The 26596-nt window shown below is 45.1% G+C and carries 27 protein-coding genes and 1 tRNA gene; 14 read left to right on the top strand and 14 right to left on the bottom strand.

The window, feature by feature from the left end; translation table 11 throughout:
* Positions 1-142 precede the first annotated feature (142 nt).
* Genes MICAI_RS22025 through MICAI_RS22015 form a run of 3 tightly spaced genes read left to right on the top strand, consistent with a single transcriptional unit; the run spans position 143 to position 3031 of the window.
* Positions 143-970, top strand: coding sequence for an RAMP superfamily CRISPR-associated protein (locus MICAI_RS22025; RefSeq protein ID WP_002794400.1), 828 nt, complete (start codon positions 143-145; stop codon positions 968-970).
* A gap of 19 nt (positions 971-989) precedes the next feature.
* Positions 990-1397 (top strand): hypothetical protein, encoded by a 408-nt coding sequence (locus MICAI_RS22020; RefSeq protein ID WP_008207255.1) that lies wholly within the window; start codon positions 990-992, stop codon positions 1395-1397.
* Positions 1398-1402: 5 nt separating this feature from the next.
* Positions 1403-3031 (top strand): hypothetical protein, encoded by a 1629-nt coding sequence (locus MICAI_RS22015; protein WP_008207253.1) that lies wholly within the window; start codon positions 1403-1405, stop codon positions 3029-3031.
* Positions 3032-3275: 244 nt separating this feature from the next.
* On the opposite strand, the gene MICAI_RS22010 is transcribed toward MICAI_RS22015, so the two are convergent.
* Positions 3276-4184, bottom strand: coding sequence for a transglutaminase family protein (locus MICAI_RS22010; RefSeq protein ID WP_008207251.1), 909 nt, complete (start codon positions 4182-4184; stop codon positions 3276-3278).
* Positions 4185-4365: 181 nt separating this feature from the next.
* Here MICAI_RS22010 and MICAI_RS22005 point away from each other — a divergent pair, with 181 nt between their 5' ends.
* Positions 4366-5829, top strand: coding sequence for a GTP-binding protein (locus MICAI_RS22005; protein ID WP_008207249.1), 1464 nt, complete (start codon positions 4366-4368; stop codon positions 5827-5829).
* A gap of 226 nt (positions 5830-6055) precedes the next feature.
* Here the strand turns inward: MICAI_RS22005 and MICAI_RS22000 are convergent, their stop codons facing one another.
* Together MICAI_RS22000 and MICAI_RS21995 are read right to left on the bottom strand one after the other, a co-directional pair.
* Positions 6056-6352, bottom strand: coding sequence for a type II toxin-antitoxin system RelE/ParE family toxin (locus tag MICAI_RS22000; RefSeq protein ID WP_008207247.1), 297 nt, complete (start codon positions 6350-6352; stop codon positions 6056-6058).
* Entirely contained in the window at positions 6337-6525 is a 189-nt protein-coding gene (locus tag MICAI_RS21995) for a hypothetical protein (RefSeq protein WP_002737442.1), read from the bottom strand. The genes MICAI_RS22000 and MICAI_RS21995 overlap by 16 nt, the downstream gene beginning before the upstream one ends.
* 475 nt (positions 6526-7000) lie before the next feature.
* Between MICAI_RS21995 and MICAI_RS21990 the strand changes: the two genes are divergently transcribed.
* From MICAI_RS21990 to MICAI_RS21970, 5 genes are all read left to right on the top strand, one after another.
* Positions 7001-7693, top strand: a complete 693-nt coding sequence (locus MICAI_RS21990; protein ID WP_008207246.1) for a Crp/Fnr family transcriptional regulator — start codon at positions 7001-7003, stop codon at positions 7691-7693.
* A 134-nt stretch (positions 7694-7827) separates the two neighbouring features.
* Complete coding sequence (locus MICAI_RS21985; RefSeq protein WP_039900719.1) at positions 7828-8316, top strand: DUF29 domain-containing protein; 489 nt, start codon at positions 7828-7830, stop codon at positions 8314-8316.
* A gap of 61 nt (positions 8317-8377) precedes the next feature.
* Positions 8378-8953: a zeta toxin family protein gene (locus MICAI_RS21980; RefSeq protein WP_008207240.1), complete on the top strand. Its 576-nt coding sequence runs from the start codon at positions 8378-8380 to the stop codon at positions 8951-8953.
* Positions 8946-9131: a hypothetical protein gene (locus MICAI_RS21975; RefSeq protein WP_002794338.1), complete on the top strand. Its 186-nt coding sequence runs from the start codon at positions 8946-8948 to the stop codon at positions 9129-9131. The genes MICAI_RS21980 and MICAI_RS21975 overlap by 8 nt, the downstream gene beginning before the upstream one ends.
* A 373-nt stretch (positions 9132-9504) precedes the next feature.
* Entirely contained in the window at positions 9505-10236 is a 732-nt protein-coding gene (locus tag MICAI_RS21970; protein WP_008207238.1) for a TIGR02391 family protein, read from the top strand.
* 42 nt (positions 10237-10278) lie between these two features.
* On the opposite strand, the gene MICAI_RS21965 is transcribed toward MICAI_RS21970, so the two are convergent.
* Positions 10279-11073 (bottom strand): TrmH family RNA methyltransferase, encoded by a 795-nt coding sequence (locus MICAI_RS21965; RefSeq protein ID WP_008207236.1) that lies wholly within the window; start codon positions 11071-11073, stop codon positions 10279-10281.
* 62 nt (positions 11074-11135) lie between these two features.
* Positions 11136-11219, bottom strand: a tRNA-Leu gene (locus MICAI_RS21960).
* 191 nt (positions 11220-11410) lie between these two features.
* Between MICAI_RS21960 and murA the strand changes: the two genes are divergently transcribed.
* Positions 11411-12724 carry a UDP-N-acetylglucosamine 1-carboxyvinyltransferase gene (gene murA / locus MICAI_RS21955; protein WP_008207234.1) on the top strand — a complete coding sequence of 438 codons (1314 nt, stop codon included), beginning with the start codon at positions 11411-11413 and terminating at the stop codon, positions 12722-12724.
* 122 nt (positions 12725-12846) lie between these two features.
* On the opposite strand, the gene MICAI_RS21950 is transcribed toward murA, so the two are convergent.
* On the bottom strand, positions 12847-13449 hold the full coding sequence (locus MICAI_RS21950) for a Uma2 family endonuclease (protein WP_008207232.1): 603 nt from the start codon (positions 13447-13449) through the stop codon (positions 12847-12849).
* 612 nt (positions 13450-14061) lie between these two features.
* Positions 14062-15057 (bottom strand): hypothetical protein, encoded by a 996-nt coding sequence (locus MICAI_RS21940; RefSeq protein ID WP_008207230.1) that lies wholly within the window; start codon positions 15055-15057, stop codon positions 14062-14064.
* 334 nt (positions 15058-15391) lie between these two features.
* Here MICAI_RS21940 and MICAI_RS21935 point away from each other — a divergent pair, with 334 nt between their 5' ends.
* The 3 genes from MICAI_RS21935 to MICAI_RS21925 all read left to right on the top strand — a co-directional run bounded on the left by MICAI_RS21935 (position 15392) and on the right by MICAI_RS21925 (position 17676).
* The gene (locus tag MICAI_RS21935; protein WP_004268195.1) at positions 15392-16099 is read left to right on the top strand and encodes an SIMPL domain-containing protein; all 708 of its coding nucleotides are present in this window, start codon (positions 15392-15394) and stop codon (positions 16097-16099) included.
* 269 nt (positions 16100-16368) lie between these two features.
* Positions 16369-17256 carry an alpha/beta fold hydrolase gene (locus MICAI_RS21930; RefSeq protein ID WP_008207219.1) on the top strand — a complete coding sequence of 296 codons (888 nt, stop codon included), beginning with the start codon at positions 16369-16371 and terminating at the stop codon, positions 17254-17256.
* 42 nt (positions 17257-17298) lie between these two features.
* Positions 17299-17676, top strand: a complete 378-nt coding sequence (locus MICAI_RS21925; protein WP_008207217.1) for a hypothetical protein — start codon at positions 17299-17301, stop codon at positions 17674-17676.
* A gap of 160 nt (positions 17677-17836) precedes the next feature.
* Here MICAI_RS21925 and MICAI_RS21920 read toward each other — a convergent pair whose 3' ends face one another.
* The 4 genes from MICAI_RS21920 to MICAI_RS21905 all read right to left on the bottom strand — a co-directional run bounded on the left by MICAI_RS21920 (position 17837) and on the right by MICAI_RS21905 (position 21261).
* Entirely contained in the window at positions 17837-19252 is a 1416-nt protein-coding gene (locus tag MICAI_RS21920) for a cation:proton antiporter (protein ID WP_008207215.1), read from the bottom strand.
* A 127-nt stretch (positions 19253-19379) separates the two neighbouring features.
* A complete protein-coding gene (locus MICAI_RS21915; RefSeq protein WP_008207213.1) occupies positions 19380-19718 on the bottom strand; it encodes a P-II family nitrogen regulator in 339 nt (112 codons plus the stop codon).
* Positions 19719-19793: 75 nt separating this feature from the next.
* The gene (locus MICAI_RS21910) at positions 19794-20915 is read right to left on the bottom strand and encodes a sodium-dependent bicarbonate transport family permease (RefSeq protein WP_008207211.1); all 1122 of its coding nucleotides are present in this window, start codon (positions 20913-20915) and stop codon (positions 19794-19796) included.
* 94 nt (positions 20916-21009) lie between these two features.
* On the bottom strand, positions 21010-21261 hold the full coding sequence (locus MICAI_RS21905; RefSeq protein WP_081504705.1) for a sulfate permease: 252 nt from the start codon (positions 21259-21261) through the stop codon (positions 21010-21012).
* A 270-nt stretch (positions 21262-21531) separates the two neighbouring features.
* On the opposite strand from MICAI_RS21905, the gene MICAI_RS21900 reads away from it, so the two are divergent.
* Positions 21532-22452, top strand: a complete 921-nt coding sequence (locus tag MICAI_RS21900) for a LysR family transcriptional regulator (RefSeq protein WP_008207207.1) — start codon at positions 21532-21534, stop codon at positions 22450-22452.
* A 48-nt stretch (positions 22453-22500) separates the two neighbouring features.
* On the opposite strand, the gene ftsH4 is transcribed toward MICAI_RS21900, so the two are convergent.
* From ftsH4 to MICAI_RS21885, 3 genes are all read right to left on the bottom strand, one after another.
* Positions 22501-24378 (bottom strand): ATP-dependent zinc metalloprotease FtsH4, encoded by a 1878-nt coding sequence (ftsH4, locus tag MICAI_RS21895; protein WP_002757693.1) that lies wholly within the window; start codon positions 24376-24378, stop codon positions 22501-22503.
* A 77-nt stretch (positions 24379-24455) separates the two neighbouring features.
* Positions 24456-25640 (bottom strand): tetratricopeptide repeat protein, encoded by a 1185-nt coding sequence (locus tag MICAI_RS21890; RefSeq protein WP_008207205.1) that lies wholly within the window; start codon positions 25638-25640, stop codon positions 24456-24458.
* Positions 25641-25775: 135 nt separating this feature from the next.
* Positions 25776-26596: RNA-guided endonuclease InsQ/TnpB family protein (locus MICAI_RS21885; RefSeq protein WP_039900714.1), on the bottom strand; the 821-nt coding region annotated here is incomplete at its 5' end.

The following is a 26596-nucleotide window of genomic DNA, read 5'->3' as shown; positions in this document are numbered from 1 at the left end:
ACCCACCTACTTAGCTTTGTGCTGTCCTAATAGCCTAAATACCACGATAAAATATTAACAAAATCTTAGAAAATCCTGACATTAATATTAACCTAGTTTAGAATAATCCCCAAGCATCTAAAATACTCACTTTTACCAAAAAATGTATCACAAAAGTTATGGCATACTTGAAACCTTAGCACCCCTTCATGTGGGAGCAACCGCAGGAGAAGAAACGGGTAATCTTAACCTCATTTTTCGTGACCAATTCACCCAAACAGCAATTATCCCCGGTAGTTCTATTCGCGGCCGTTTTCGTGCCGATATGAACAATATAGATGAAAAACGTACATGGTACGGACACGAAACAATCCCAGGACAAGAAGACGGAGGAACCACCGAAGCAAAAGTTAAATTTGAATATGCTTCCCTCGTTTGGTTGCCGGTATTTTGTCCCGGACAGCCGATAGTTTGGGTCACTTCTCCCCTATTATTAAAACGCTACAAACAAATCACGGGAATCTCTGCAAAAGTACCCAATCCCTATACTGCTTCCCCTAGTTTACAAGCGCGAGTAGTGCAGGGAGTTAACCGCAATAGCAAAGTTTTATTTTTTAACTTAGGATTTCTCGAAATTGAACACTTAGAGGAGCTTTCTTCGTGGATTCCCCCGCAAGCGGATTTAAAAGCTTCTCAATTAGTCGTCGTTGATGATAACGATATATCCATGCTGCACGATATGGCACTCTACCGACAAAGCCGGGTTAAACTACTAGAAGATCAGAAAAAAGTGGATACAGAAAAAGGAGCTTTTTTCAATGTGGAAGCTTTACCCGTGGGTAGTATTTTAGTTTTTCCCATTGCTTGCAAAGAAACAGGATGGCAACCTTTTGGAGAATCGGTAAACCAAAAAGAATTATATTTCGGAGGATTAGAATCCATCGGTTTTGGTCGTTGCCAAGTTACTATTTTAAACTACGCTAATCAATAATTACATTTTATCTAATATTATGGCTTGGAAAGAATACAATCTCGATCGCATTGCTCAGAAATTAGTTCTCGCTGCCAAACTACGAGACCGAGATTCTCTCAATCAATCTTTTAAAATGCGTGAATCCGTTTCCTATGGACTAGAAAGATTCTGGGGTGAAAATCTGCGCTTACAATCTAAGGAACCCAATAAAGCACAATACTGGAAAGAAACTTGGGATAAATTAGTCGAAACCATGGCAGAAGCGGGGATTCCTATCCCTAACGATACCGTACAGGTAAATGATACCGAATCTGTTCAAGCAATGGCAGAAAAACTCTGGGAATTAAAGCTAGAAGACCAGAGAATTACCCTCGCTGTTTTAACGCAACTATGCGATTGTTTAGTTTGGTGGACTCAAAGATATAAAGGAACAAAGGAGCGATAAATTATATGGTTAATATTCCCGATATTGGTGACAAAATCCCCCTGATGTTTCGCGCACAAACCAAAGGGCGATCGCAATTACAATATATTGACTCTAAAAAAGATGAAAATGATAGCCAAAAATGGGTAAAGGAATGGATAGAACGAGTCGATGAAAATCCTCCCCAATTTGGTCAAGAAGTAAAAACCAAAGAATATCAAATATCGTGGCGATTTGTCACTAATGGGGGACAAGATGAAGGAATAATTCGGCCTGTAATGGGTGCTTATGGCATACCATTTTATCCCGGTTCCAGCATGAAAGGAGCCTTTTGTCAAGCTTGCACCCCCGAACAAAAACAACGTTATCACCTCGAAAAAGATAGCGATAACCCTAGTCTTTTGCGCTTCCATGGCGGTTATCCCGTTAATGATTGGACGGAAAATCTTTTAGATATTGTTCACCCGCAACAGGGATGGCAAGTAAAAACCCCAAACACTCGACAAAAACCCAGTGGAGAAAGTGGTTTTGCTTTAATTTCTCTCTATCAACCTACCCTAAAATTTGGCATTTCTACCTCAATAGAACAACCCGATTGGGAGGAGATTTGGACTATCTGGGAAAGAGCTTTAGAATCTGGTCTAGGATGCCGTGTTAGTAGCGGTTACGGCTTACCAAAAGACATTAAACCTTCAAAAGAACCTTTATATAAATGTTTTCTGAAAGGGCAAGGAATGGCTCCTAAAAGCCTCGATGGTGCAAGGGAATTTCGACCCAATATTTTTCGAGGAGCAATTCGCGGTCATGCCTTGCGTATTTTTGGCGGTTTAACTGATGCTAAAAATGCCGAAAAGTTAGTTAATCAGCTATTTGGAGGAATTGACGGAGAAGCAACCCAAGGTTTACTAGCGGTCGATTTTTGTGTCAAATCTCTAGAGTTAGGAACCTTTGCCAAGGGTTACAACGAACCCACCTACACAGTAACAGGAGAATTACGCTGGATTCTCACCCAATCTCTCCCCGAAAACCAGCAAGAATGCTTAAAAAAATTAATTTGTTTTCTCACTCGTTTTGCCATGTTATTAGGAGGATTTGGTAAATCATGGCGACGAGCAGATCATAGTATTTTTTATGAGGATTATTATCCCAATAAACCCTTAATTGGCTGTCATTGGCAATGGGGGGATAAAAGTTCTTTAATCAACGATAATAAAGTCAGAGATTTAACTCATGTTCATCCCTTTATCAAAGATGTTCGCACTATTGCTAAACAATGGATGTCCTTACAAAAAGATATCCTCAGAACTCCCGATAATAGTGCTAACTGGCGAGAAAGTTGGCATCCTAAAAATGTCGAGGTTTGGGGAAGAATTGCCGAAGACAAAGATGATTCCCTAGCCATAAAATGGCTTCACAAAGCCTATCAAAAATTGGATAATTTAAGTATCTATAAAACCTCGGTGACAGGAATAGTAACAAAAAATATCAATCAAGTTGGTCGTCTTTGGCATCGAATGTATCCCAAAAATAATCATCAATACCTAGAATTATTAACAATTTTTCCTGATGACTCTGATGATTGTGCTTATTTTCTAGGTTTTCTAGACGAGAATAATGGTCAAGAGGGAAAATTTCAAAAACTTTGGCCGAAATAATCCCGTTTATAGTTAAGTACCTAAGCAAAATTAATTACACATTAGGATTAGTTGGAAAGCAGAAAAAGGGTTTCTAAAAGAAACCCTTTTTCTAATAAATTGTGTCAAATATATCTTGACAAAAATCGATAAAAATGCTATAACCCAACGGCAATCTTCGCTTTATTGCATGAGTAGAAAACGGGTTTCTTCGAGAAACCCGTTTTTTGCGATCGCCGGTCAAGAAAAAACCCGATAATTCAACCTATTCCCTCGGATCAAAATCTGGCAGCGTCCCCAACTTGCGAATGGTCACTTTAACATCCATAGACAAATAGTCATCAGCATCACCAAACCAAGAACCGGAAAGAGGTATGATTTGACCGGGATGACGAGCGATCGCCACTCGAATTAAATCAAAGCCGGCGGTAATTTGATTAGTCGGATCATAATTACGCCAACCGGCCCCCGGTAGATAAACCTGTAACCAAGCATGGGTAGCACCAGAGCCAGTCATCCCCACTTCACCACCGTCGAGGGCAGCATCGTAGAGATAGCCACTGACAAAACGACAGGCTAAACCCAATCTTCGCAAAGCTTCGATCATCAACCAAGCATAATCGCGACAAGTTCCCGACTTTAGCCGCAGGGTTTCTCCGGGGGATTGAGTTCCTTCACTCTCCCTGGATTGGTAGGTAAAATTATCTTTGATAGCCGCCATCATTCTTGCCATGGCATCGAGGGTATCATCTTGGTCCCCCGCTACAAAACTTTTGGCCCAAGCTGCCAAGCTGCCGTCGGCATCCTCAGCGTGGGGACGCATAAACACCACTAGATCTAACCATTCATCGGGGGTGTACTGGATGGGAATTTCGATCGCCCGTTGAGCGAGGGGAAAATCAGCGATCGCTTTTAAGCCAAAATGTTCCGCCCGTAATCGACAGGTAACGATTAATTCTGACGCTGGTTCAGCAAATTCAAGCTCTACCACATTGTTAGATAGAGTATCCATAGTCCAGCGCGTTTTGGCGGCAATATTCGCTTCTACAGAATAACTGATAATTCTTTCACCGTGACCGGCACTAGGCAAAAAAATCGCCCGATGTTCCCCAAAAGTTACCGGTTTACGATAATGATAGGTGGTGATGTGTTCCAAGTCGTAGATGACACTCATCCTGATTATCCTTAATAAAGTAGCTGGTTATAATTAAATTGAAGATGGTTCCCCCCTTGATCCCCCCTTAATCCCCCCTTAATCCCCCCCTTGATCCCCCCCTTAATCCCCCCCTTGATAAGGGGGGTATCTGACAATTTTTAACACCCACCTACTTAATCACTGATAACTGATAACTGAAATGACCTCTGACCCGTCCCTCGATCGAGCTTGGAATACCGAAGACCTAGAACAAGCGCTTCGAGGTGTCGGCACTATTCAAGAAGAACTCAACTATAATCAGGCACGCAATTCTCTGAGCAAACTTGTCGAGCGTCTGGATCTTACCTCGATCGAGAAAATTGGTCTAGAAGCGGAGATCGATCGCCTGGTGGCCCTGCTAGAAAAACTCGATCGATCCCTGATTCAAATTGCCGCTTTTGGCCTGGTGGGCCGGGGAAAATCCTCGATTTTAAATGCTCTGGTCGGTCAAGAAATCTTTACGACCGGTCCCCTACACGGAGTTACCCGCACCATTAAAGGGGTAAATTGGCAGTTAAGCAGCGATGATACCTTCCCCAATCTAGCGCGTCTGACCCTGAACGGCCAGGGTAATGCTCAGGTGCAATTGCTTGATACTCCCGGTATTGATGAGGTAGATGGGCAAACGAGGGAAATTCTCGCCTGTCAGGTGGCGCAGCAGGTGGATTTAATCCTTTTTATCATCTCTGGTGATATGACCAAAGTGGAATTTTCCGCCCTGGCCAAGTTACGCGAAGCGGGAAAACCGATGATTTTGGTCTTTAATAAAATCGATCAGTATCCGGAAGTCGATCGCCTCGCTATCTATGAGAAAATCGCCTCAGAACGGGTGAAAGAATTACTCTCCCCCGATGAGATTGTTATGGTGGCGGCCTCTCCCCTCCTGACGGATACCGTCAAGGAGCAGGATGGGCGGCTAAAAACGCAACGATTTCGGGGAAAACCCCAGATAGAAGCTCTGAAACTCAAAATTTTGGAAATTCTAGAGCGAGAGGGTAAATCGCTCGTAGCACTCAATTCTATGCTGTATGCGGACGAGGTAAACGAGCAAATTGTCGCCCGCAAAATGGCTATCCGTGATCGTGGCGCTAATCAATTGATTCAAAAAGCAGTGATGATCAAAGCATCGGCGATCGCTCTCAATCCAGTGACGGTGTTGGATCTGTTTACGGGAGCAGTTATCGATCTGGCCATGATTCTCGCTCTTTCTCGCTTATACGGCATCGATTTAACTCGTCAGGGGGCGATCGCTCTTTTACAAAAAATTGCCCTCAATATGGGGGGTATTAGTGCCAGCGAATTTTTAGCGGTTTTGGGCTTAAGTTCCCTCAAAGGACTGCTTGGCCTCTCGATTCCTGCCACTGGCGGCATTTCTCTCCTTCCCTATACTTCGATCGCCCTGACTCAAGCGGGAGTTGCCGGTGTATCCTGTTACGCGATCGGCCAAGTGACGAAAACCTATCTCGCTAATGGGGCCACCTGGGGACCCGATGGCCCGAAGGCAGTGGTAGCCAGTATTCTCGATTCCCTCGATGAAACCTCGATTCTCAACCGGATTAAGCGGGAATTAGGCTCAAAATTGGCGGGTGGGGGACTTTTCAGTGTTGCCAAAGGCACGGCGTAGCCGTCCAGTAAACAGTAATCAGTAATCAGTGAACTGAAGGCAAGAGGCAAGAGGCTCCCAGAAAGAATCTGGCAATTCTCCTACCTAAAAAGAAGGCTAGAAACTGAGTAGATTAAAGCTTTTAGCTTAACAAATTTGGTATTAGATTCAGCCCTTGTGAACTGAAAATTCAAATCTGACCACTGATCACTGATAACTGATCACTGATAACTGATCACTGACTAGATCAATCCAAGAAATGCTTACTATGGACGACCGCCGCTATAATAACTACCGCCCCTTGAATTTGATAGATCAGACGGTAGGCATAGGCAGACTTTTCTCGGATGGTATCATCGCTAAATTCGGCGCATTTTTTCGCTTCTAGGGGACAATTTTCTAAAGAATAGCTTATATCAAGAATTCGACGCACGACGGCCGCCGCGTAGGACGGGGAATCTCGACTGATATAAGATGCGATCGCATCCACGTCTTCAATTGCTTTGGGCGACCAGACAAGGCGATAATTCACTCGATCAGCCATTTGTTTAAAAGACCCTCAACTTCTTCTTGGGGGATTGTATTCTCCAGAGAGGCAGCGTTCAAACTTTGACGCACCTTCTCCAGAACGTATAAATGATACTGAATATCTTCAATTGAACAATCATCGGGTAATTGATTCAAGAGGGATTCCACTTTTTGTCTAATGCTATTCATACAAGTTTGACCGAAGTTTTTAAGGAAAAGTATAAATTTAAATTATCTATCAACTATCATCTATGGCAGTTATCTTAATAGTGAGGTACGAAGTATCTGGTTTTAGGGAACAGGGAACGGTTAACAGGAGCTGGTCGCCAAGAGATAATGCCAAATTTCTTTATACTTCATCTTTAAGAGAAACGCTATATCATAGATAGAAAACTAATAGTTACGCATCCTATCTTATGCCATAGTCCCCAGAAAAGCGAGAAAAAGTTAAGAATAGATAAGCTGATTATCTAGCTTTTGTAACATTGGGGCGGGGATACTGTTAAGAATGCTTAATAATTCCCCTATCTGCCCAATCCCCGCGACTTCTAGGCATTATTGACCAATAACCATCTAGCGGCCACAAGACACCCCCCCAATCGCAGCAATTTTTTGTTACATTAGTTTACAGTTCCCTCAACGCCCCAGTGGGTTATTAATTTTAATGTCTTCTTCGGTTCCTTCGTCGGATTTTGTACCCTTAATCGGTCAAGAAACAGAAATCTTTAACTGGGCAAAATCCCATTATCGTAACCATACCTTTGCCAAAGATGAAAAAGTAGCCACGCGCCCCGGACTGTTATACTTTGTCGAATCTGGGGCGATTCGTATTGTTGGTAAGGCACAAGTTAACGTTATCGACCAAAAATCCGCCCGTCAACCACCTATTGCCGATAGTGAGGAAGTATTTCTCGGTTTTGTGGGTGCAGGTCAACCTTTTGAGATTGTTTCTCAATTTCCCTTTCAATTACAAGCCCAAGCTCATCTAGACGGAACCGAGTTAGTCTGGTTATACTGGGAAGACCTACAACAATGGCCGCAATTGCGATCGGCTGTTATGGAAACTTTTCGCCATCAATACCAGCGTAAGTTATTTTGGTTGAGTATTCTCGGTCAAAAACGCTCCCTCGATCGATTAATGGGGTTCTTGGTTCTATTATTGGAAGAATACGGTCAACCCTGTGGGGAAGGCTATTATCTCCCCTATCCCCTAACTCACGCTCAAATTGCCAGCGCCATCGGCACTACCAGAGTAACAGTAACAAGATTAATCGGTAAATTGCGACAACAAAATTCGATCTTTTTTAAGCAGGATAATCTTATCGGATTGCCCAGTTTATTTTTGAGTCAGAATTAATTTTTCTGCGGTGTTGCTGACTCAAGCTATGAATGCCAACTGTGCATCCTATCCAAAAGTTAGTTTGGCTCCAGGTTTTAAAAACCCCACACAAGAAGATTCCTATCACAAATCAGCAACCCCAGAAATCTATTATGACCGCACAAACCCCACCATTGATCTTCATGCTCTACGAGGAAGATTTTGTTCTCTGGACAGAAAAAACCGCCGAACTTTTAAAGCGAAAAGAGTTTGACAGAGTGGACTGGGAAAATCTGATCGAGGAAGTGGAGTGCATGGGGAGAAGCGAGCGCGAAGCTGTCGAAAGTTTATTAACTCAACTATTAATCCATCTTTTAAAACTGAGTTATTGGACAACGGAAAGAGAACGAAATGCGCGTCATTGGCTGGGAGAGATAGCCACTTTTCGAGTGCAACTGAAAAAAAAGATCAAAACCCAAACGCTAAAAAATCATGCCATTAATTCCTTTGGGGAGGCCTATTCAGACGCAAGACAAACCCTAATTGATGGGAGAATTGTCGATAAAAATATAATTCCCCTAGAGTCTATATTCACTCTCGAACAAGTATTAGACGGGGATTGGTTCCCCATCGATATCGCACCTTTTCTTACGGAAATTTGAGAGCCACTGATAGTTAGTTCGAGGTTATCTCAAAATAATCTGGAGGACGACCTTTTCCCTCATGTCTGATGTTTATCTAATTGGTGGCCCCAATGGTTCCGGGAAAACCACCGTCGCTAAAAAAATTTTACCCAACTTTTTAGGCGTTATCGAGTACGTTAACGCCGATGAAATTGCCGCCGGACTCTCACCTTTTAATCCTGAGTCGGTTGCTATCCAAGCAGGACGGTTGATGTTAGAAAGACTGATAACACTGAAGTGCCAAGGAATAGATTTTGCCTTTGAAAGCACCCTGGCAGCCCGACATTTTGCCCGTTTTTTGAGAGACTGTCGCAGTTCTGGCTATAGGCTCAATCTTATTTATTTTTGGCTACAAAGTCCACAATTAGCTTTAGAGAGAGTTCACAGAAGGGTAGCCAGTGGCGGTCATAATATTCCTGAAGATGTGGTTCGTCGTCGTTATGAGCGGGGACGTATTAACCTCATGCAGTTGTATTTACCTTTATGCGATACTTGGGTGATCTATAATAATTCTGGGGATGAACCGCACTTAGTTGCTGCGTTAGGATTTAATCAACCTCCTATTATTTATAACCCAGACACCTTCCGAATCATTACCAGAAACCAAAATGACTGAACCCACCTTAACGGAACTGCATCAGAAAATCGATACAGGTGTTAGAGTCGCAATCGCAGAAGCAATTGAGAGACACCGCCTCTTAGGAGAATCTATCAGCATTTTCAAAGATGGCCAAATTGTCACCTTAACAGCCGAGCAAATTCCGCCAAAACTTGCCAAAAAAACGGAAGTGTAAAAAATTGGTTGACTGTCTCAAATTGCACTATTCATAGAAACAGTTTCACCTATCCGAGGGATTTATATAGGGCTTGCTGAATAAATGTGAAATATAGACGAGGTAAGGGTTTTAGGGTTCTGTTTTGCTCTCACAGGTGCAAGATTTTGAGAGAATCTTCGTTCAAAACCTTGCGTCTTCATCGGCCCGTGTCCTGTAGGGGCGAAGCATTCGGGCAATAACCTATCGGTGAAACCGTAGATTTTCTATCCGAATGCTTCGCCCGTACTTTTTCAGCAGACCCTATATAGATGTCGGTTTTAGCAAATTCCCGTTACGAAAATCAAAACTACATAGTATAATAGTACTGTTAATTATTTTTGGAGGCGTAAATATGCGTTTAACAGAAAATCAAAAAAACCTTTTGCGATGGATAGTTAAAGAAGTACGGGCTGGTAATCTTAAAGAGGACAGTATTTGGTACATTAGGAATCTTACAGATTATGGTTGGGTTGATTACAAGGGTTCTGATAGCTGGCCTCCTTTCACATTCGCAACGTTCGATATATTAGAAGAATATGGTTATATTAAATGGCAACAAAAAAGCCAGCATCAATACAAAGGCACTCTAACAGGAAAAGCTTATGAAGCGGTTGATTCTAACTTTGACGAACCCGATCGCTCGGCTATTCCTCATCTAATTCCCTTAACTGAAGTTGAACATTTAGACTCCGAACTATGGGAGAGAGTCCGTTTTTCTGTGAGTGCGGGTGGAGATAATCCAAAAGCGTGGGATACTGCGATTCGCAATGCGACAGTGGTTTTAGAGGACCGCATGAGGAAACTGGGAAATATTGATAATATTAATCAAAAAGCCACGGGTAATGGTATTGTTAACCTAATTTTTGGAAGTAATAAATCTGTACAAAAAGATAAGCTTCCATCAGAAGAATTAGAGGCATACCGTGATTTATATTCGGGTACAATGAAGCTTTTTCGTAACCGTTACGCTCATCGATTCATCGATCCTAAACCAGAGGAGGGTGGAGCAATTATCGTATTCATCGATTTATTATTGAAGATGCTAGATGATTTAAATTGGGAGACAGAAAACGAGAATACATAAATCTCTAATTCTTGTCTAGTTTAACGGTGGATTACGCTGACGCTAATCCACCCTACTGTAGGATAATTGTCTTCTAGCTTCGTAGAGGATGACAGCAGTAGCGATCGCAACATTTAAAGATTCCACACCACCAAAGAGGGGAATTTTCACCGTTTCATCGGCTAAAGTCGCTAATTGGGGTGATAAACCGGCTCCTTCATTGCCTAATAATATTAAAGTCGGACGGGTAAAATCAATCTCCCAGTGGTTTTTTGTGGCTGTGGGTAAAGTCGCAATCGCTTTTACCCCCTGTGCTTGATATTTTTTCACCAAAGCCGATAAATCCGATTCTACCACCAGGGGCGATCGAAACCATTCCCCGGCGGAACTGCGGATCACTTTGGGGTTATCGATTTCGACGCTATCAAGACTTAACCAGATACCCTGTACCTCTGTAGCCACGGCAGTGCGGATAATAGTGCCGAGATTACCCGGATCCTGCAATCTTTCCAAAACTAAGCCCAATTGTAGCGGATTTTGGGGGACTGGATGAAGGTGATCACGGGCAATAGTGGCAATCACACCATCGGGATTAACCGTGGTTGCTAGGGAAGCGAGGACTTCCGGGGAAACTATCTCGACTCGTTTCGCTTGATTTTGAAGCTTCTCTGCTAATTGTCCCTGTCTTTGCCGCCACTTTTCAGTATAACAAACCGTCTCTAGGGAACAATTCACGGCTAAAGCCGTCTCTAGTAAGTGCGTTCCCTCAATTAAGGACAAATTCTGCTCCTGTCGCTCTCTAGTGCGGTGTAGCTTGCGAATTTGCTTGATTAAAGGGTTTTGAACACTGCTAATCATAGCCAATCGGATTTTTCACCCCGCTAGGGCTACCCTAAACAACTGCGTCTTGAGGGAGATAATGCGGAACTCGGGACTTGAACCCGAAAGTCTTTGCAGACACTAGAACCTGAATCTAGCGCGTCTACCAATTCCGCCAGTTCCGCATTTTTCTTTCACAATCTTTTATTATACTATCGGACAATCCATAAGTCAAGATAGTTGAGATAATTAAGACAAAAATCGTTTTTCGAGGTAGAATCACCAATAATTTCCTCAAAAATCTGATAAGATGCAGTCTCATTTTGCTGAAGCTTTCCTTAGCCAAGACTCCCAACTAAGATAAATGAATCATCCTATGACCATCGATACCGAGCATCCCTATTTAGAAATTCAAGGTCGTCACTCTCTCCGGGGTGAAGTCAAGATCAGTGGTGCCAAAAATGCCGCTCTCGTGATTATGGCGGGAGCTTTACTCTGCTCCGACGAGTGCCAGATTAGTAATGTACCCGCCCTAGCCGATATCGAGCGGATGAGTCAAATTCTCTCGGCCCTAGGCGTGCAGGTCCGTCGCACCGGAGATAGACTAGAGATTGATGGCAGAGACCTCAAACAAGCTCAAGCACCCTACGATCTCGTCTCCCAGTTGCGGGCCAGTTTTTTTGCCATTGGACCGATTTTAGCCCGTTTAGGAGAAGCAAAAGTTCCTCTCCCTGGCGGCTGCGCCATTGGGGCCAGACCAGTGGACCTGCACGTTAGAGGCCTACAGTCAATGGGTGCAGATGTATTAATTGATGGCGGCATGGTACACGCCCGCGTTAAGGGTAATGGTCGTCTGAAAGGGGCGAATATTTATCTGGATTATCCCAGTGTGGGAGCGACGGAAACCCTAATGATGGCGGCGACTTTAGCGGACGGGGAAACCATTCTCGGCAATGCAGCCCAGGAGCCAGAGGTGATTGATTTAGCCAATTTTTGTGTTTCCATGGGGGCAAAAATTCGCGGTGCTGGGACCAATACAATTGTCATTGAGGGAGTTTCCCGTCTGCACAGTACCGATTATAATATCATTCCCGATCGCATTGAAGCCGGGACTTTACTGATAGCCGGGGCGATTACCCGCTCAGAAATTAGTCTTTATCCCGTGATTCCCAGCCATTTAGCTTCGGTAATTGCCAAACTGCACGAAATCGGTCCGGAAGTGGTGGAAGATGGCCCTAATCGTCTCCGGATTATCCCTAAAGACTTAAAAGCCACCGATATCGAAACCCTGCCCTATCCCGGTTTTCCCACGGATATGCAGGCCCAATTTATGGCTCTGTTAACTTTAACCGAGGGCAGTAGCGTGGTTAATGAGACGGTTTTTGAAAACCGTCTGCGTCATGTGGCCGAATTAAAGCGTCTGGGAGCAGATATCAAGGTCAAAGGAAATGTGGCTTTAGTGCGCGGTGTGCCTTTCCTCTCTGGAGCGCCGGTGATGGCCACGGATCTACGCGCTTCGGCAGCTTTGGTGGTAGCAGGATTAGCAGCCCAGGGGACTACTATTGTGCAGGGACTCCATCACCTCGATCGAGGTTACGATAATTTAGAGGGTAAATTAAGAGCATTAGGGGCAAATTTACGCCGGGTTGATCCTTTAGCCTTAGAATTGGCTACCCTGTCTCCATCTTAATAGGATGATTAGTTATCGCTGTTCTATCGGTGTTGAGTGGATTCCCGTGAGCAACAATATAGGACAGCGTTAATCGTGATTAGTTGTTCTATATTGACGGAACCTTTCATCATCGATCACATTTACCAAATCTTAGCCATTACTAATACAAACCCAGGCAATTCTGGATCACCACTAATGGTTTCAGGAGCATTTAAAATCTCTGGTTCTTGATGGGGACGATAAATATAGACTTGGCGATTTTGGCGATCGATTAACCAACCCAATAAAGTACCATTGGCAATATATTCTTCCATCTTTTTCTGCAAACTGGATACTGTATCACTAGCAGAACGTAATTCAATGACAAAATCGGGACAGATGGGGGCAAAAGAGGCTTTTTGTTTTTCTGTTAAAGCATTCCAGCGTTCTAATTTAATCCAAGCAGCATCCGGTGAACGAGTCGCGCCATTGGGCAGCGTAAAACCCGCACTAGAATCAAACCCAAGCCCCGTTCCATCTAGTTCTGACCAGTTCCCCAGTTGCACAGCTATATTAAAATTGCGATTACCCGTATCTGAAAAAGCAGGAGGCATAACGATCACTTCTCCACTAGCACTGCGTTCAATGCGTAAATCTCGATTGGCTAAACAAAATTCATAAAACTGCTCCTCCGTCATCGGCATAATCCAAGGAAGATCAATCATCAGAGGAGCCGAGGTCGCTTGCACAAGTAGTGTCGTCATATTTTCGCCCTACTCAAGAATTACATGAGTTAACAACTGAATGCCCTTCAATCTTAACTTAGCTCTAGTCAACGGCATTAATGACTACTAGAGATAGAATGCGATCGCTCTTAACCTTGCCAAAGAAGCCTGACGGAGAGGAATGTAAAATATTTATAAAAATGTAGCTTATAATACAGTTATAAAAAGCAAAATATGTATTGTCATTTTGTTGTCCGTCTTTTCGGAAAAAGAAACCACAAAAGTCTCCTAATACCATCAATAAAATCCCACAATTCCCCTTCATTAATTGGAGGTGTTTTTATCAGTTGTCATACTAAATCCGTTGAGTAACGCACAGAAAACGGGTTTCTCGGAGAAACCCGTTTTCTATTAATGCTTGGGAATAGTTTTGGCTCTTCGTTACTTGCTATGGTTCGATAGGGGGGCATAAATCGACTCAATCCTTATCTGGCAAGAGATTTAATTGATTAGTTCTCTCTAGAGCGAAAACAGTTGACAAAAATAGCAGCAATGTCTGTCTCTATAAGGGTTTCATTCCTTATAATCCCGTCCATTGCATAACAAAAACCGAAGAGCCATAGTTTTTCCTAGCTTAGGGGGAGTGAAAGTTTAATTTTCCCTGAATTTTTCTAACAGTTCTGAGCGAGATAAATTAGCCAGAGAAAGAAGTAACCCGGTGCGTTCCGAGATGGGAAGTTGGGCAATCTGTTCCACCAGACCAGATAATTCTGCATCCAGGCTGCCAAAGCGTCCTTCCAGAAGACTGGTTATCAGGGAATACCGTTCTTCTAAACTGCCTCGTTGTATCCCTTCTTGCATCCCTTCTTGTATCCCTCGTTGTATCCCTTCTTGTATCCCTTCTTGTATCCCTTCTTGTTTCCACTCTTCTCGTTGTTGTAAATAAGCTGGTGATAGGTTCATAATGTCCTCCTGTTCTTCGGCACTTAAATTATCTCTTAATTCCAAACTCTTGCGCCAGTTGGCCAGAATTTCCAGTAAATTCTCTTGGAAAGGATTACCTTCAGGTAATTGCACTAATTCTTCTACTGCCCGTTTTTGCGTCCCTCCTTTCCCTAGTACCCTCAACCATAAAGTCTCCTCATTGACTGGTAATTGATGGATGGCGACAATTCCTGTTTTGAACAGGCTAGGGGAAAAATAAACTCCTTTTCCCCACTCCTCTTTCATCCCCTCTTCTGGTAGGAATGAAGGGGGGATTCCCACGACTTCTTCAATCATTCTCGCCGAAAAAGTAGGCGTTAAAATCCAGAGAACTGGTAGTTCAGCTTCTGTTAGAGTTTTGCTTGTCCTTTTCGCCTTCCTTAAGACTTCGCCATGAACCGCATATAACTTTGAGATGCAACTGCGAATCTCTACCTCGGAGGGTGGGTTACGGAAGGGTTCAAATAAGCAGCAAGTCGCCGCCATTTTAGCGAGTATGCCCAAGGGTAATTCAGTCCTTGATGCTGAACTGGCTGGTTCAAACCAGACATCGATTTCTTGGACTTCACTCTTGACTTTCTTGCTCTTTTTAATCGTCCCTAGAGTCCCTAAGAGTTCTTCTAAATATTCCTTGGCAAATTGGTCGTGAATTTGGCGCGTCATTGCAGGGGATAATTAAGCCGAGAAAGTGCATTAACAATCTTGTTAGATCATAGCAAGTTTTGAGAATTTATCTTTTTAATCAACAGCACCAGTGTGCGAACCAATCGGATCTCTTATTCTTTGTGTAACAAGTTTAACTTATATAATAGCGATCGGTCTTTGTGTTCTTTGTGTCTCTGTGGTTCTTCACACTCATTGCTTAAAGGCCCCTTCTCAAGTTCCCAGAGCTTAGTCACTAATATTCCGAAAGTGACAGAAAAGGGATAATCTTCCACTCAATTGCCCAAAATAAAGGCTAGAATCGAAATATAGTATCGATCGCTACGGATTTTTCATGAATTACAGAAAATTTTGCTTGGCTTTTTTGCTGTCCCTTATCCTCATCAACACTGGATTAGTTATGCCTAGTTACGCAAACGAAAGAGAATTGAGGACAATTACCGTAACGGGGGAAGGAATAGAAAATATCGCCACTTCTCAAGCAATAGTGCGCTTAGGGGTAGAAATTCAAGGCAAAGAAGCGGGTAAGGTGCAGCGGGAAACCGCCAATCGTAGCGATGCGGTGGTTAAATTTCTCCGTTCCCGTCAAGTGGAAAAATTGGAAACCACCGGCATCAGTTTACAGCCCAATTACGACTTCAGCAACAATCAAAGACGTTTAATCGGTTATATCGGGGCTAATTTGATTAGTTTTCAGGTTGATATAGCCCAAGCGGGGATTTTAATCGATGAAGCGGTGAAAGTCGGGGCAACACGCATCGATGGGGTCAGTTTTACTGCCGGAGAATCAGCGATCGCAGCTGCCCAAAGAACCGCTCTCATCAAAGCCACGGAACAAGCTAGAGAACAGGCTACAATCGTGTTACAAGCCCTCGGTTTAGTGCCGAAAGAAACGGTTTCTATCCAAGTGGGTAATACCAGTAATCCCGTGCCAATAGCCCGCTCAGAAGCGGTTTTTCGGAGTGCCGATGCTGCCAGTAGCCCGGTTATCGGAGGGGAACAAACCCTGCGGGCTGCTGTCACCCTCGAAATTAGCTATTAGGATCTGTAGCTAGAGACAATAGACCTCTTGTAAAAATCAAAAATTGTTGTTAGGGTTAGGAGTCAGTAGCCGGTCGTCAGGAGTCAGGAGAATTAGGAATGAACAATAATCAATTAAATGGTCTATTTAAGGATTTTATGCAATTTAATCCTTATCCTTACCGTTTTTGAACCCTCAAAAATTAATTATGCAAGAGGTTTAATTAACCACACATATCTAAACACCTCTTGCCTCTTGCCCCTTGCCTCATCAAACTGTCCCCCTCATCCGTGAATTATCCTAACTTTTTACCCACTGTTAGGGAGGGATTGAGTGAAGATACCTCCCTTGCTCTCCTCGAAAATATCCAACAAATTGCCATCGATAGCCCCATCTATCCCCGCTCGATTCTAACTACCTATAGTCAACAAGGGCAAGGTCAACCGCCTTTTGTCCTCCTGCACGGTTTTGATAGTTCCCTGCTGGAATTTCGGCGTTTACTACCTTTACTCGCCCGAAATAGGGAAACTTGGGCGATAGATCTACTCGGCTTCGGTTTTACTGAGCGATACCCAGATTTACAAGTATCTCCGAAAACTATTAAAAGCCATCTTTACCATTTCTGGAGAACTGCGATCGCAGAACCGATAATTTTAGTCGGTGCTTCCATGGGGGGTGCAGTGGCCCTGGATTTCGCCCTCTCCTACCCGGAAATAGTGGCAAAATTAGTCCTGATTGACAGCGCAGGACTAGCTAATCCCCCGGTCTTGGGTAAATTGATGTTTTCTCCCCTCGATAAGTGGGCAACTAATTTTTTAGCCAATCCCCGCGTGCGTCAAAATATCAGTCGTACCGCCTATTTTGATGCAACTTTGGCCACTGTTGATGCTTGCACCTGTGCTAATCTGCACCTGAATTGTCCCCACTGGAGTGAGGCTTTAATCTCCTTTACCAAAAGTGGCGGTTATGGGGCATTTTTACCGAAATTAAGCCAAATAAACCGAGAAACGCTGATTATTTGGGGAGAAAACGATCAAATTTTAGGCACAAAAGACGCGAAGATATTTCAGCAGGCCTTACCCAATAATCAACTGGTCTGGATTCCTCGCTGTGGTCATGTTCCCCATCTCGAAAAACCGGAACTTACCGCGGCCGCGATAGTTAAATTTGCGAACTAAAAACTTATAATAGGATTATTTGACCCTATAGTGCCAACTTTTATGAAATTTTTGCCGATCGCTCTCGCTACATTCAGCCTTCTGAGTTTATCTGTCAATATTCCCCCTACCGTAGCCACACAACAGCTTTTTTGTCGAGGCCGCATGAATAACGGTTGGTCCTATTCGGCAGAATTTATCAATGGACGTTTTGAACGCATTCGCTGGACGCGTTCCGGTCAACCCCCCCAAGTTTCTAGCCTTAGTTTTAAAAATACTAACAACAAAGGACAACCGATTTATCGGGGCAGTTTATTCGCCGCAGTCAGTGTGACTCTGATAGACTTATCGAAAGGAGATGTCCGTCCCGGTTCGCAAATTTCCGTGGGAGTGGAAGAATGGGGTTGGTCGCGGGGAAACTGCGCTCTTTCTAACCGATAAATCCCAGAACTATCCTCATTTCAGGGAGCGGTTAGGGGACAGTCAAGATTAAATCGGGATGTCAAAATTGGCATCGGCCCTGTCTCGTGCCGGTGATCAACGACAAAAAAGGCTGAAGTATTTTCAGCCTCGTCTAAAAAATCAGATTTTACCCGCAAAATTAAGGAATAGGATTAGCCGGTTCCTTGCTTTCTAGGGTTTCGGGAACAGCTTCCGTCTTACCAAAAGCGATTCTGAGGAAGGGAGGGGCCAGGAAAGTGGTCAGGATCACCATAATAATAATCGACACCTCCAAAGGCTTATCCAAAATTCCGCTGGCCGAGCCAATCCCAGCAAAAACTAGACCCACCTCACCCCGGGGAATCATACCCACACCGATGGCGAGACGATTGATTCCGGATATACCAAAAACTGCCCAGCCCGTCACCAGTTTACCGATAATCGCCACAACCATCAAAAAGACAGCAATCAAAAGTCCGGCCCGATTCTCCGGTACCGTTGGGTTTAAAACACCGAGGTCGGCACGCGCTCCCACCGTCACAAAGAAAATCGGCACAAGCAAATCGGCGATCGGTTTGATTAACTCATCCAACTCGTTGCGGGTATCAGTTTCATCAAGCACCAAACCCGCAGCAAAAGCACCTAAAATCGCTTCAAGATGAATAGCATTGCCCAAAAATGCCATAAAGAAAGCGAAGACAAATGCTGGAATAACAATATTTCCCCTTGTTTTCAGCCGCTCCACGATCGCCACAAAACTTTTGTTAAAAACACCTCCTAACAAAATTGATCCGATCAAAAAGGCCGTAGCGCTGACGATCAAATAAATAACATTGACCACATCGATCTCACCGGTTTTGGCTAAACTAGCGACCACAGCCAGAACAATAATACCAAGGACATCATCGATCACCGCCGCACCGACAATAATTTGCCCTTCTTTGGATTTGAGTTGACCTAACTCTGACAACACCTTCGAGGTAATACCGATACTGGTTGCCGTTAAGGCAGCCCCCGCAAAAATCGCCGGGATGGCGGCCACATGAAAGACAAGCATTAACCCGGCCGTACCTGCCGCAAAAGGTGCCGCAACCCCCACACAGGCCACCACCGTGGCCTGAATTCCCACTTCCTTGAGTTGCCGCAGATCCGATTCCAGGCCAATTTCAAACAGCAGAATAATCACACCGATTTCAGCTAGAACCGAAATCACTTCACTTTGGGACTCAAAGATCCGGTCCACGGCAGCCGGGGCCAATTGATTCAATCCTTGCAGTACCGTCATAATCACCGAATCAGAGGCCGATAGTCCCCCTTCGGGAAAGATGAGCAGATGCAAGGCCGAAACGCCGACGATCACACCGGCGACCAGTTCTCCCAGTACGGGCGGAAAATCCAATCGTCGGGCGGCCTCTGCGCCGAGCTTGCTGGCCAGATAAATCACCACCAGCGTCAGCAATACCCCGGAGAGAATAATCGGTGAATCCTCGGCCACAACGGTGGCGAGCAAGGGGAGCGGAGCCATGGGAGCCGCTATCTCCCCGATCAAAGGAGGCAGAATAGGGGACAAAATCATCAGTTTAAAGGGATGAGGGTTAAAGGTTTTAGGTGGTCATAAAACTGGGGGATAGGAAAAAGGGCTACCGCTCCAGGACAGTCAGGCTGCAGATGGGGTTGCCCAGATCAAGACAAGCATTAGTTGTCTAGATTCCACAGCCCTCTGGTCCACAGAAACTCTGTCCGTACAGAACCTCCGCGTCACAGATATAGATCATGCCCGCAAAATTGAGGAAAAACTGATCGGCAACCTGCTTGGCAATATTTTGGGCCATAATTCGATCGGGGGTGAGTACCTCGAACTTAACATTACTGTCGGTTTCGGAAACGTGGGGTTGTCCCGAAGAGCGCACGTTGCGGCTGCCCTTACCGCCAGTATCCATCACCGTGTAACCGGTCGCCCCGCATTCTTCGATGATCTTGGCGACTTTTTTCAGCAAAATCTTTTCTGTGACGATGACGAGCTTTTTGGCTGGTTTGGCCATGTTGATTATCTCCTTAAATGTGTACACTTATTTGCTTGGTAGGCCCCGTCAAGGGAGCGCCCACCGACCACAATCCTAGCCGCCGCTGAGGGCCTGGGCAAGACCAAGGAAGAACGGGATACATAAGCCGATCGCTACGGGCGTACCGATGGCCGTGGACGCGCCTATATAGGCGGAGGGATTAGCCGAGGGGATACCGGCCCGCAACGTGGGCGGCCCAGAGATGTCGGAACTAGAGGAAGCGATGACGGCCAGAACCACGACACCGCCCCAACTGAACCCAGTGGCGTAGTGGGCAATCATACCGAGACCGAAGGCGATTAGCCCATGTACAAACGGTGCTAGGACGCTATAGACAACATACCACTGGGCCACCTTACGCAGTTCACCCACCCTTGACCAAGCCTCCATTCCCATGACCAGCATCAAGATCGAAAGCAAGCCGCGAAAGAGGGGATCGTAGAAGCTTTTATAGACAGTTTCCGGCTGGGTGAATATGCCCAGGGCCAGACCTAATAACATGGCCGATAGGGCCGGTCCGCGAAGGCTTTCTTCAATGATCGGCCAGATCTTGACCCGATTATCCGCCGGCTGCTGCAGGCTGAGATACTCCTGCCGACTGCTGGGATAATCCTGCTGATCGGAATAATCCCCGGCCGCCACCGGCTGCTTGCTAAAAGACTCATGGTCGTAGGCCGCTTCTTTGTTTTTCTTCTTGTTAAGATAAATGTTAGCCACCACGATCGCCGTTACCAGCGCCGGGATATCCATAAAAGGATAGAGTGCGCCAGCCCAGGCCTCGTAGGGGATCTTTTGTTCTTCGAGTACCGTCAGACCGGCTGCCATAGTCGAGCCACTCACGGCTCCAAATAACCCCCCAGTTGCGATCGCATCGACCACTTTCACCTTGGGCAGATTGGCTAAGGTATAGCGCGCGACGAAGACCACAATAATCCCTACTATGACGGCAAAGATCATTGGTAATACCATTTCCGTCAGGTTGGAATTGCGGATGGCAATCCCGCCGGTCAGACCGATTTTGGTCAGCAGCATGAAGACGATGATCGTACAAATCGACTCTGGAATGACCAATTCACTCCCGAGAGCAGCAATGATCATCCCACCAATCAAAAAGGCCAGCGTTGGGGACTGCAACTGCTGGATAAAGTCCATGACAAACAATGAGAAAAAATCCACGAATACCTCCTTAAGCCTCCCCTGATGAGGAGTATTGAATATAAACGAACTAAATGAACCTTCAAAAGCTGAAAGAGAGTAAGAGTAAGGCCCTTTACCCCTTAAGCAAACCCGTGGCGGGCAGAACTTTGGACAACGTTAAGTCCGCGGGTAAGCCTAATTCGGGATTTTTGGCGGTTAAACTGGCCTCGATCGCCGTCCCAGAAGCCACCCCGAAGGCAAGAGCTAGAGGGAGAGAAACGCTGGCAGCTGTTACACCACCGAAGCTATCGCCCCGCAAATTGTCAAAATGAATACGATTGGTTATTTCCATGAGAATCCAACTGAGCAAAGGATTTTTTGCCATAACAAAGTCGGCGGTTGACAGACCAGCCTTGATAGACAAAAGTTTATGGTTTTTAAAGATCGATTGTTATAAATCTATACTAGAACGGATATCTTGACAAGCAAATTTTTGTAAATTGAGTTTAAATCGATATATCTTTACAAAAGTATTGATTTAAACCTATGATATAAGCGGGGTGGGGAGGTTTTTACTCGTTCCCCTCCATTCCTGCTTCTGTTTAGCAAAGCTCCTCAAGGCAGTAACAGAAGTGTAGCTCTCTAGAGGCCTCTCTTGATTCACGCCACTTTACATCAACTGATTGTCTTTGAAGCGACCGCTCGTCATGGCAGTTTTACCAGGGCTGCTGAAGAACTATCGATCACCCAACCCACCGTTTCTACCCAGATGAAACAACTGACTAAAGCAGTGGGTCTGCCTCTATTTGAACAGATAGGCAAACGTTTGTATTTAACCGAGGCCGGACGCAGTTTATTAGTAACCTGTCAGGCAGTCCTCAAGGATCTTGATAACTTTGAGATGGCGATCGCTGATATCAAGGGCATTAAACAGGGTAAACTGCGTTTAGCGGCGGTATCCACAGCCCAATATTTAATCCCTCAGATCCTCGGTCCTTTTTGTCAACAGTACCAAGGGGTGGATGTGTCCCTAGAATTGACCAATCACCAAGATCTAGAAGCAAGGATCACCAATAATGTTGACGACCTATATATTTTAAGCGAACCCCCCCAAGATCTAAACCTGGAGATTCAACCGTTTCTGGAAAATCCCCTTGTGGTCATTGCACGCAAAGATCACCCCCTAGCGGGACAGAAAAAAATTCCAATTAAACGACTGCAAGGGGAACCTTTTATTATGCGGGAAATGGGATCGGGAATTAGACGGGCAGTACAGCAAATTTTTCTCGACCATGGCATCACCGTATCTCTGCGTTTGGAAATCGGCAATAATGAAGCCATTAAACAAGCGATCGCTGGTGGTTTAGGAATTTCAGTTCTTTCTCAGCACGTCTTAAATTTAGATCATCCTAATGGGGAATTTACCATCCTTGACGTGGAAGATTTTCCCATCCAACGCCATTGGTATGTGGTTTATCCCAAGGATAAAAAACTATCGGTGATCGCCAAGACTTTTCTGGATTATCTCCTCAATATTCAGCCCCAATCCCTCTTAAAGGTCAAAATTTCTAGATGAGAAACCCCATCTTTGTTGAAGATGGGGTAAGGTAAAAATCAAATCAATCTAAACAGTAACAGGTTCTCGATCGAGGGGTTTAACGCGATCGAGCAGTGCTTGCAACTGTTCCCCTTCAATCACCTCTTTACTGAGGATTTCTTGGGCAATTTCTTCGAGCAAATCGCGATTTTGAGCAAGGATATCCAGGGCCTGCTGATGACCATTTTCGACAATCTCTTTCACTTCATTATCGATCGCTTTGGCCGTATCATCGCTCACCAAGCGCCGGGGATTCATCATACCATCTCCCAGAAAACTATTCTGTTGACCTTTTTCGTAGGCCAGGGGACCTAAGGTCTTACTCATACCATAAGTAGTCACCATGCGTTCGGCCAAATCCGTCGCCCGCTGTAGGTCATTAGCTGCCCCAGTAGTAATACTACCAAAGATAATTTCCTCGGCGGCCCGACCACCTAAAAGAGTAGCAATTTGGTCGCGTAATTCCGTATCATCCATAAGGAAACGGTCTTCCGTGGGCATTTGCAGGGTATAACCGAGGGCTGCCATGCCGCGAGGGACGATCGAAATCTTAGCAACTTTACCACCCCCCGGCATAACTGCACCGACGAGAGCGTGACCAACTTCGTGATAAGCGACGATTTTCTTCTCTTTTTCCGAGAGAACCCGGCTTTTCTTCTCTAAACCGGCCACTACCCGCTCGATTGCCTCATTAAAGTCCTCTTGGGCGACGGTGCTGCGTTGATTGCGGGCTGCCAATAAAGCGGCCTCATTGACTAGATTAGCTAAGTCAGCACCAGCAAAACCAGGGGTGCGGGTAGCAATCTGTTTTAAATCCACATCTGAGCCTAATTTTACCTTACCTGCGTAGATTTCGAGGATTTTTAAGCGTCCAGCCAGATCGGGGCGATCAACTAACACTTGGCGATCAAAACGGCCAGGGCGTAAAAGGGCGGGATCAAGAGTTTCTGGGCGATTAGTAGCGGCCAGCACGATTACCGTCGCATCACCAGCGTTAAAACCGTCCATTTCCGTCAATAATTGGTTTAAAGTCTGTTCCCGCTCATCGTTACCCCCCATAAAATTACCGTTAGCGCGAGATTTACCAATCGCGTCTAATTCATCGATAAAAATAATACAGGGGGCTTTTTTCTTGGCCTGTTCAAACAGATCTCGCACTCGGGCCGCACCTGCACCGACAAAGAGTTCCACGAATTCCGAACCTGAGATACTAAAGAAAGGAACTCCCGCTTCTCCCGCGACTGCTTTTGCCAGCAGGGTTTTTCCTGTCCCCGGCGGACCGACTAGGAGGACACCCTTGGGAATCCGCGCCCCGATTTGAATGTAACGTTGGGGATATTTGAGAAATTCGACGATTTCGGCCAATTCGGTTTTCGCTTCTTCCACACCGGCCACATCTTCAAAAGTGGTTTTGGTGGTGTCTCCTTCCACATAGACTTTAGCGCGACTTTTGGTAATCGATAAAGCCCCGGCTGGACCACCGCCACCGCTGCGAGCGAGGAAAAATTGCCAAATACCGACAAAAATCAGGGGAGGAATCACCCAACTAAGGACACTGCCAATCCAGCCATTTTTTGGCGGTGGTGCGGCGGCGAATTCTACGCCCTTAGCTTCTAGACGTTTGGGCAATTCTAGGTCAAAAATCGGTGTAGTGCTGAAAATTCGTCCGTAGTTGCCCTCTTGGTCGTTTTTAAGCTGATAACGAATCTCATTCTGTCCCACGGATACCCTAGCGACGTTACCATCTTCCACTTGGTCGATAAAAAGACTATAGGGAACTTTGGGGACGCTAGGGCCAAATAATTGCGGGAAAAGAAGGTTAACAATCAGAAATAAGCCGCCTACGGCTAATAAAACATTACCGATCAGGCGAGATTGTGAAGGAGGTTTGCTTTTTATACTCATTGCTGGGCCTGATTGATTAAAATTAGTCTCTATCCTCTCCTCATTGTAGGCTGTTGACTGCTCAAGTTCAGATTGAATCAGGCGGGGGGATTACCGTCGTCTTCGGGCGGTTTTTGCCCTAGTAAAGCCTCTAGACGGGTTTGGGCAAGCTCAAAATCCGGCGCAATCCCTAAAGCTTTTTGATAACAGGCGATCGCTGCTTGGGTTTCGCCTAAATTTTCTAGGGTACTGCCGCGATTGTACCAAGCTTGATAAAAATTATCGTCCGCTTCTAGCACCTGTTGCCAACATTCTAACGCTTCTTGCCAACGTTGCAGTCCGTATAGGGCGCTGCCTCTAGCGTTAATGACTTGGTGATCGTTGGGGGTGATTTCTAGGGCGCGATCATAACTATTTAAAGCTTCTTCGTAGTTACCAATCATGGCTAAGGCACCACCACGATTATGCCAGGCCGAGGCTAATTGGGGATCGATCGTCAAGGCCTGTTCCCAATCGGCGATCGCATTTGACCAATTGCCTAAATTTGCCTGTTCTAAGCCCTGATTAAACCAATCTTCGGCAGTTTCAGGGTTTTTAGCTTCCTGGGGGGAAAATTGAGCGATGAGACTATCAATAATGCTTTCTGCGTCCTTATTTTCGATGCCCAATTGTTCGGCCATTTGCCCGGCTAGGGTAGGATCGTTTTGCAGACGGTCAAATAATTCATCGAGGGTGAGGGTTTCTAATTGGGGATTTTCTGGGTCATTACCGTTAAAATCGCTAGTTTCACCCGAATATAAGAAATTTTCTGGGGTTTGCGGCTGGGAATAACTGCCCGGGTCCTCATCGTCGCCGGCGTATTCCCAGATTAAAGTGGCAGTTTCTTTGGTGTAGAGTTGATAACCGATCTCGTAGGAAGCTTCACCAATACGTTCAATCCCGGGGAAAGCGCGAGCTAATTCTCCCAAACGGATCATTCTGGTGGCGAGAAGTTGGTTAAGGGAAGCGGAGGATTGCAGACGGGTTCCAAAACGCTCTAACCATTCTACCCAATCTTTTTGCCGACCTCGATCGCCCAATTTCTCAAAAAATCTCAGAATTCTGCCTTCGTGCCAACCGTGGGCCACGCCATCGAGTAACTGCATATAGAGAAACTCGTAGTCTGTATCGGTTAGGGGAACAGATTCGATCACTTCTACTCTCCCCTTTCCTCCTTGTCCCCCCAAAAGTCGGGTTAAAAAGTTTTCGATCGCGCGCCAAAGTTTTCTTAAAAGTCCCTGCATTCTAATCTCGACACTGGTTTTATTAATCTTGCAAGCATCACCCAATTAGTCTAGCAGTTATCAGTTATCGGGGATTGACTCTCCCCCGCTAACCGCGGAGCGCGGTGTAGCGGGGGATTCTCGGTTCTTAGGCTTTTAACTAGATCGACCGAGTTTAACCCAGTCGATCCCCGTCAAATCGCCTCCGCGAGCGTTTTCTAACACGGTCAGTCCGACCGCGTTTTTTCCTCGGTTCTCGATTACCTTTGCTGATGCCGTATCTCTCGGTTCAATGTTACCGCAAGAATCACACCGGTGAACTCTTTCCGATAACGCTTTTTTGCCAGTAATTGCGCCACAATTCGGACACTCCTGGGAAGTTCCGTTTTTATCGACTTTAAGATAATATTTTCCCCGTTTCCAAGCGACAAACGGTAGTATCTCGTTAATAAAACTACCGATACCTGAATCCAGAGATTGTTTTCTAACGATCCCTCTAGACCAGGAAACGAAGTTAATATCTTCAACAAAGATATTATCAGCGAGATCGCAAAGGTAATGAGCTAACTTAAAATGCCAATCTCTACGAGTATTAGACACTTTTTCGTGTAATCTCGCTATCTTATCTTGGAGTTTCAACCAATTGTTCGAGCCTTTGACTTGATGTTTCAAGCGTCTTTGTAGCAATTTAAGCTTACTCTGTACTTTCAACAAAAATCGAGGGGCTTTGATTAAATCTCCTCGTGAAGTAGCAACAAAACTCTCAATTCCCGCGTCAATTCCTAAACAGGTCTTCCCCACTGTCATATCGGGAACTAATTCCGTAGATTGGAAGGAAACCGAAACGTAAAATCCCGACGCTTTGCGGATAATTCGAGCTTGTTTAGGCTCGAACCCAGACGGGTACTTTCTAGATTTCCTAATCCGAATTTTTCCCAATTGTGGAAAATTTAAGTATTCGTCACCTAGAAAGCTTT

The sequence above is a fragment of the Microcystis sp. T1-4 genome, assembly GCF_000297435.1.
Classification (GTDB): Bacteria; Cyanobacteriota; Cyanobacteriia; order Cyanobacteriales; family Microcystaceae; genus Microcystis.
The sequence above is the reverse complement of the archived record's forward strand: the minus strand, read 5'-3'. Positions and strand labels throughout refer to the sequence as shown.

Coding starts and splice junctions, on each gene's coding strand:
- MICAI_RS22025 (WP_002794400.1), top strand. CDS start 143: ATGTATCACAAAAGTTATGGCATACTTGAAACCTTAGCACCCCTTCAT.
- MICAI_RS22020 (WP_008207255.1), top strand. CDS start 990: ATGGCTTGGAAAGAATACAATCTCGATCGCATTGCTCAGAAATTAGTT.
- MICAI_RS22015 (WP_008207253.1), top strand. CDS start 1,403: ATGGTTAATATTCCCGATATTGGTGACAAAATCCCCCTGATGTTTCGC.
- MICAI_RS22010 (WP_008207251.1), bottom strand. CDS start 4,184: ATGAGTGTCATCTACGACTTGGAACACATCACCACCTATCATTATCGT.
- MICAI_RS22005 (WP_008207249.1), top strand. CDS start 4,366: ATGACCTCTGACCCGTCCCTCGATCGAGCTTGGAATACCGAAGACCTA.
- MICAI_RS22000 (WP_008207247.1), bottom strand. CDS start 6,352: ATGGCTGATCGAGTGAATTATCGCCTTGTCTGGTCGCCCAAAGCAATT.
- MICAI_RS21995 (WP_002737442.1), bottom strand. CDS start 6,525: ATGAATAGCATTAGACAAAAAGTGGAATCCCTCTTGAATCAATTACCC.
- MICAI_RS21990 (WP_008207246.1), top strand. CDS start 7,001: ATGTCTTCTTCGGTTCCTTCGTCGGATTTTGTACCCTTAATCGGTCAA.
- MICAI_RS21985 (WP_039900719.1), top strand. CDS start 7,828: ATGACCGCACAAACCCCACCATTGATCTTCATGCTCTACGAGGAAGAT.
- MICAI_RS21980 (WP_008207240.1), top strand. CDS start 8,378: ATGTCTGATGTTTATCTAATTGGTGGCCCCAATGGTTCCGGGAAAACC.
- MICAI_RS21975 (WP_002794338.1), top strand. CDS start 8,946: ATGACTGAACCCACCTTAACGGAACTGCATCAGAAAATCGATACAGGT.
- MICAI_RS21970 (WP_008207238.1), top strand. CDS start 9,505: ATGCGTTTAACAGAAAATCAAAAAAACCTTTTGCGATGGATAGTTAAA.
- MICAI_RS21965 (WP_008207236.1), bottom strand. CDS start 11,073: ATGATTAGCAGTGTTCAAAACCCTTTAATCAAGCAAATTCGCAAGCTA.
- murA (WP_008207234.1), top strand. CDS start 11,411: ATGACCATCGATACCGAGCATCCCTATTTAGAAATTCAAGGTCGTCAC.
- MICAI_RS21950 (WP_008207232.1), bottom strand. CDS start 13,449: ATGACGACACTACTTGTGCAAGCGACCTCGGCTCCTCTGATGATTGAT.
- MICAI_RS21940 (WP_008207230.1), bottom strand. CDS start 15,057: ATGACGCGCCAAATTCACGACCAATTTGCCAAGGAATATTTAGAAGAA.
- MICAI_RS21935 (WP_004268195.1), top strand. CDS start 15,392: ATGAATTACAGAAAATTTTGCTTGGCTTTTTTGCTGTCCCTTATCCTC.
- MICAI_RS21925 (WP_008207217.1), top strand. CDS start 17,299: ATGAAATTTTTGCCGATCGCTCTCGCTACATTCAGCCTTCTGAGTTTA.
- MICAI_RS21920 (WP_008207215.1), bottom strand. CDS start 19,252: ATGATTTTGTCCCCTATTCTGCCTCCTTTGATCGGGGAGATAGCGGCT.
- MICAI_RS21915 (WP_008207213.1), bottom strand. CDS start 19,718: ATGGCCAAACCAGCCAAAAAGCTCGTCATCGTCACAGAAAAGATTTTG.
- MICAI_RS21905 (WP_081504705.1), bottom strand. CDS start 21,261: ATGGCAAAAAATCCTTTGCTCAGTTGGATTCTCATGGAAATAACCAAT.
- ftsH4 (WP_002757693.1), bottom strand. CDS start 24,378: ATGAGTATAAAAAGCAAACCTCCTTCACAATCTCGCCTGATCGGTAAT.
- MICAI_RS21890 (WP_008207205.1), bottom strand. CDS start 25,640: ATGCAGGGACTTTTAAGAAAACTTTGGCGCGCGATCGAAAACTTTTTA.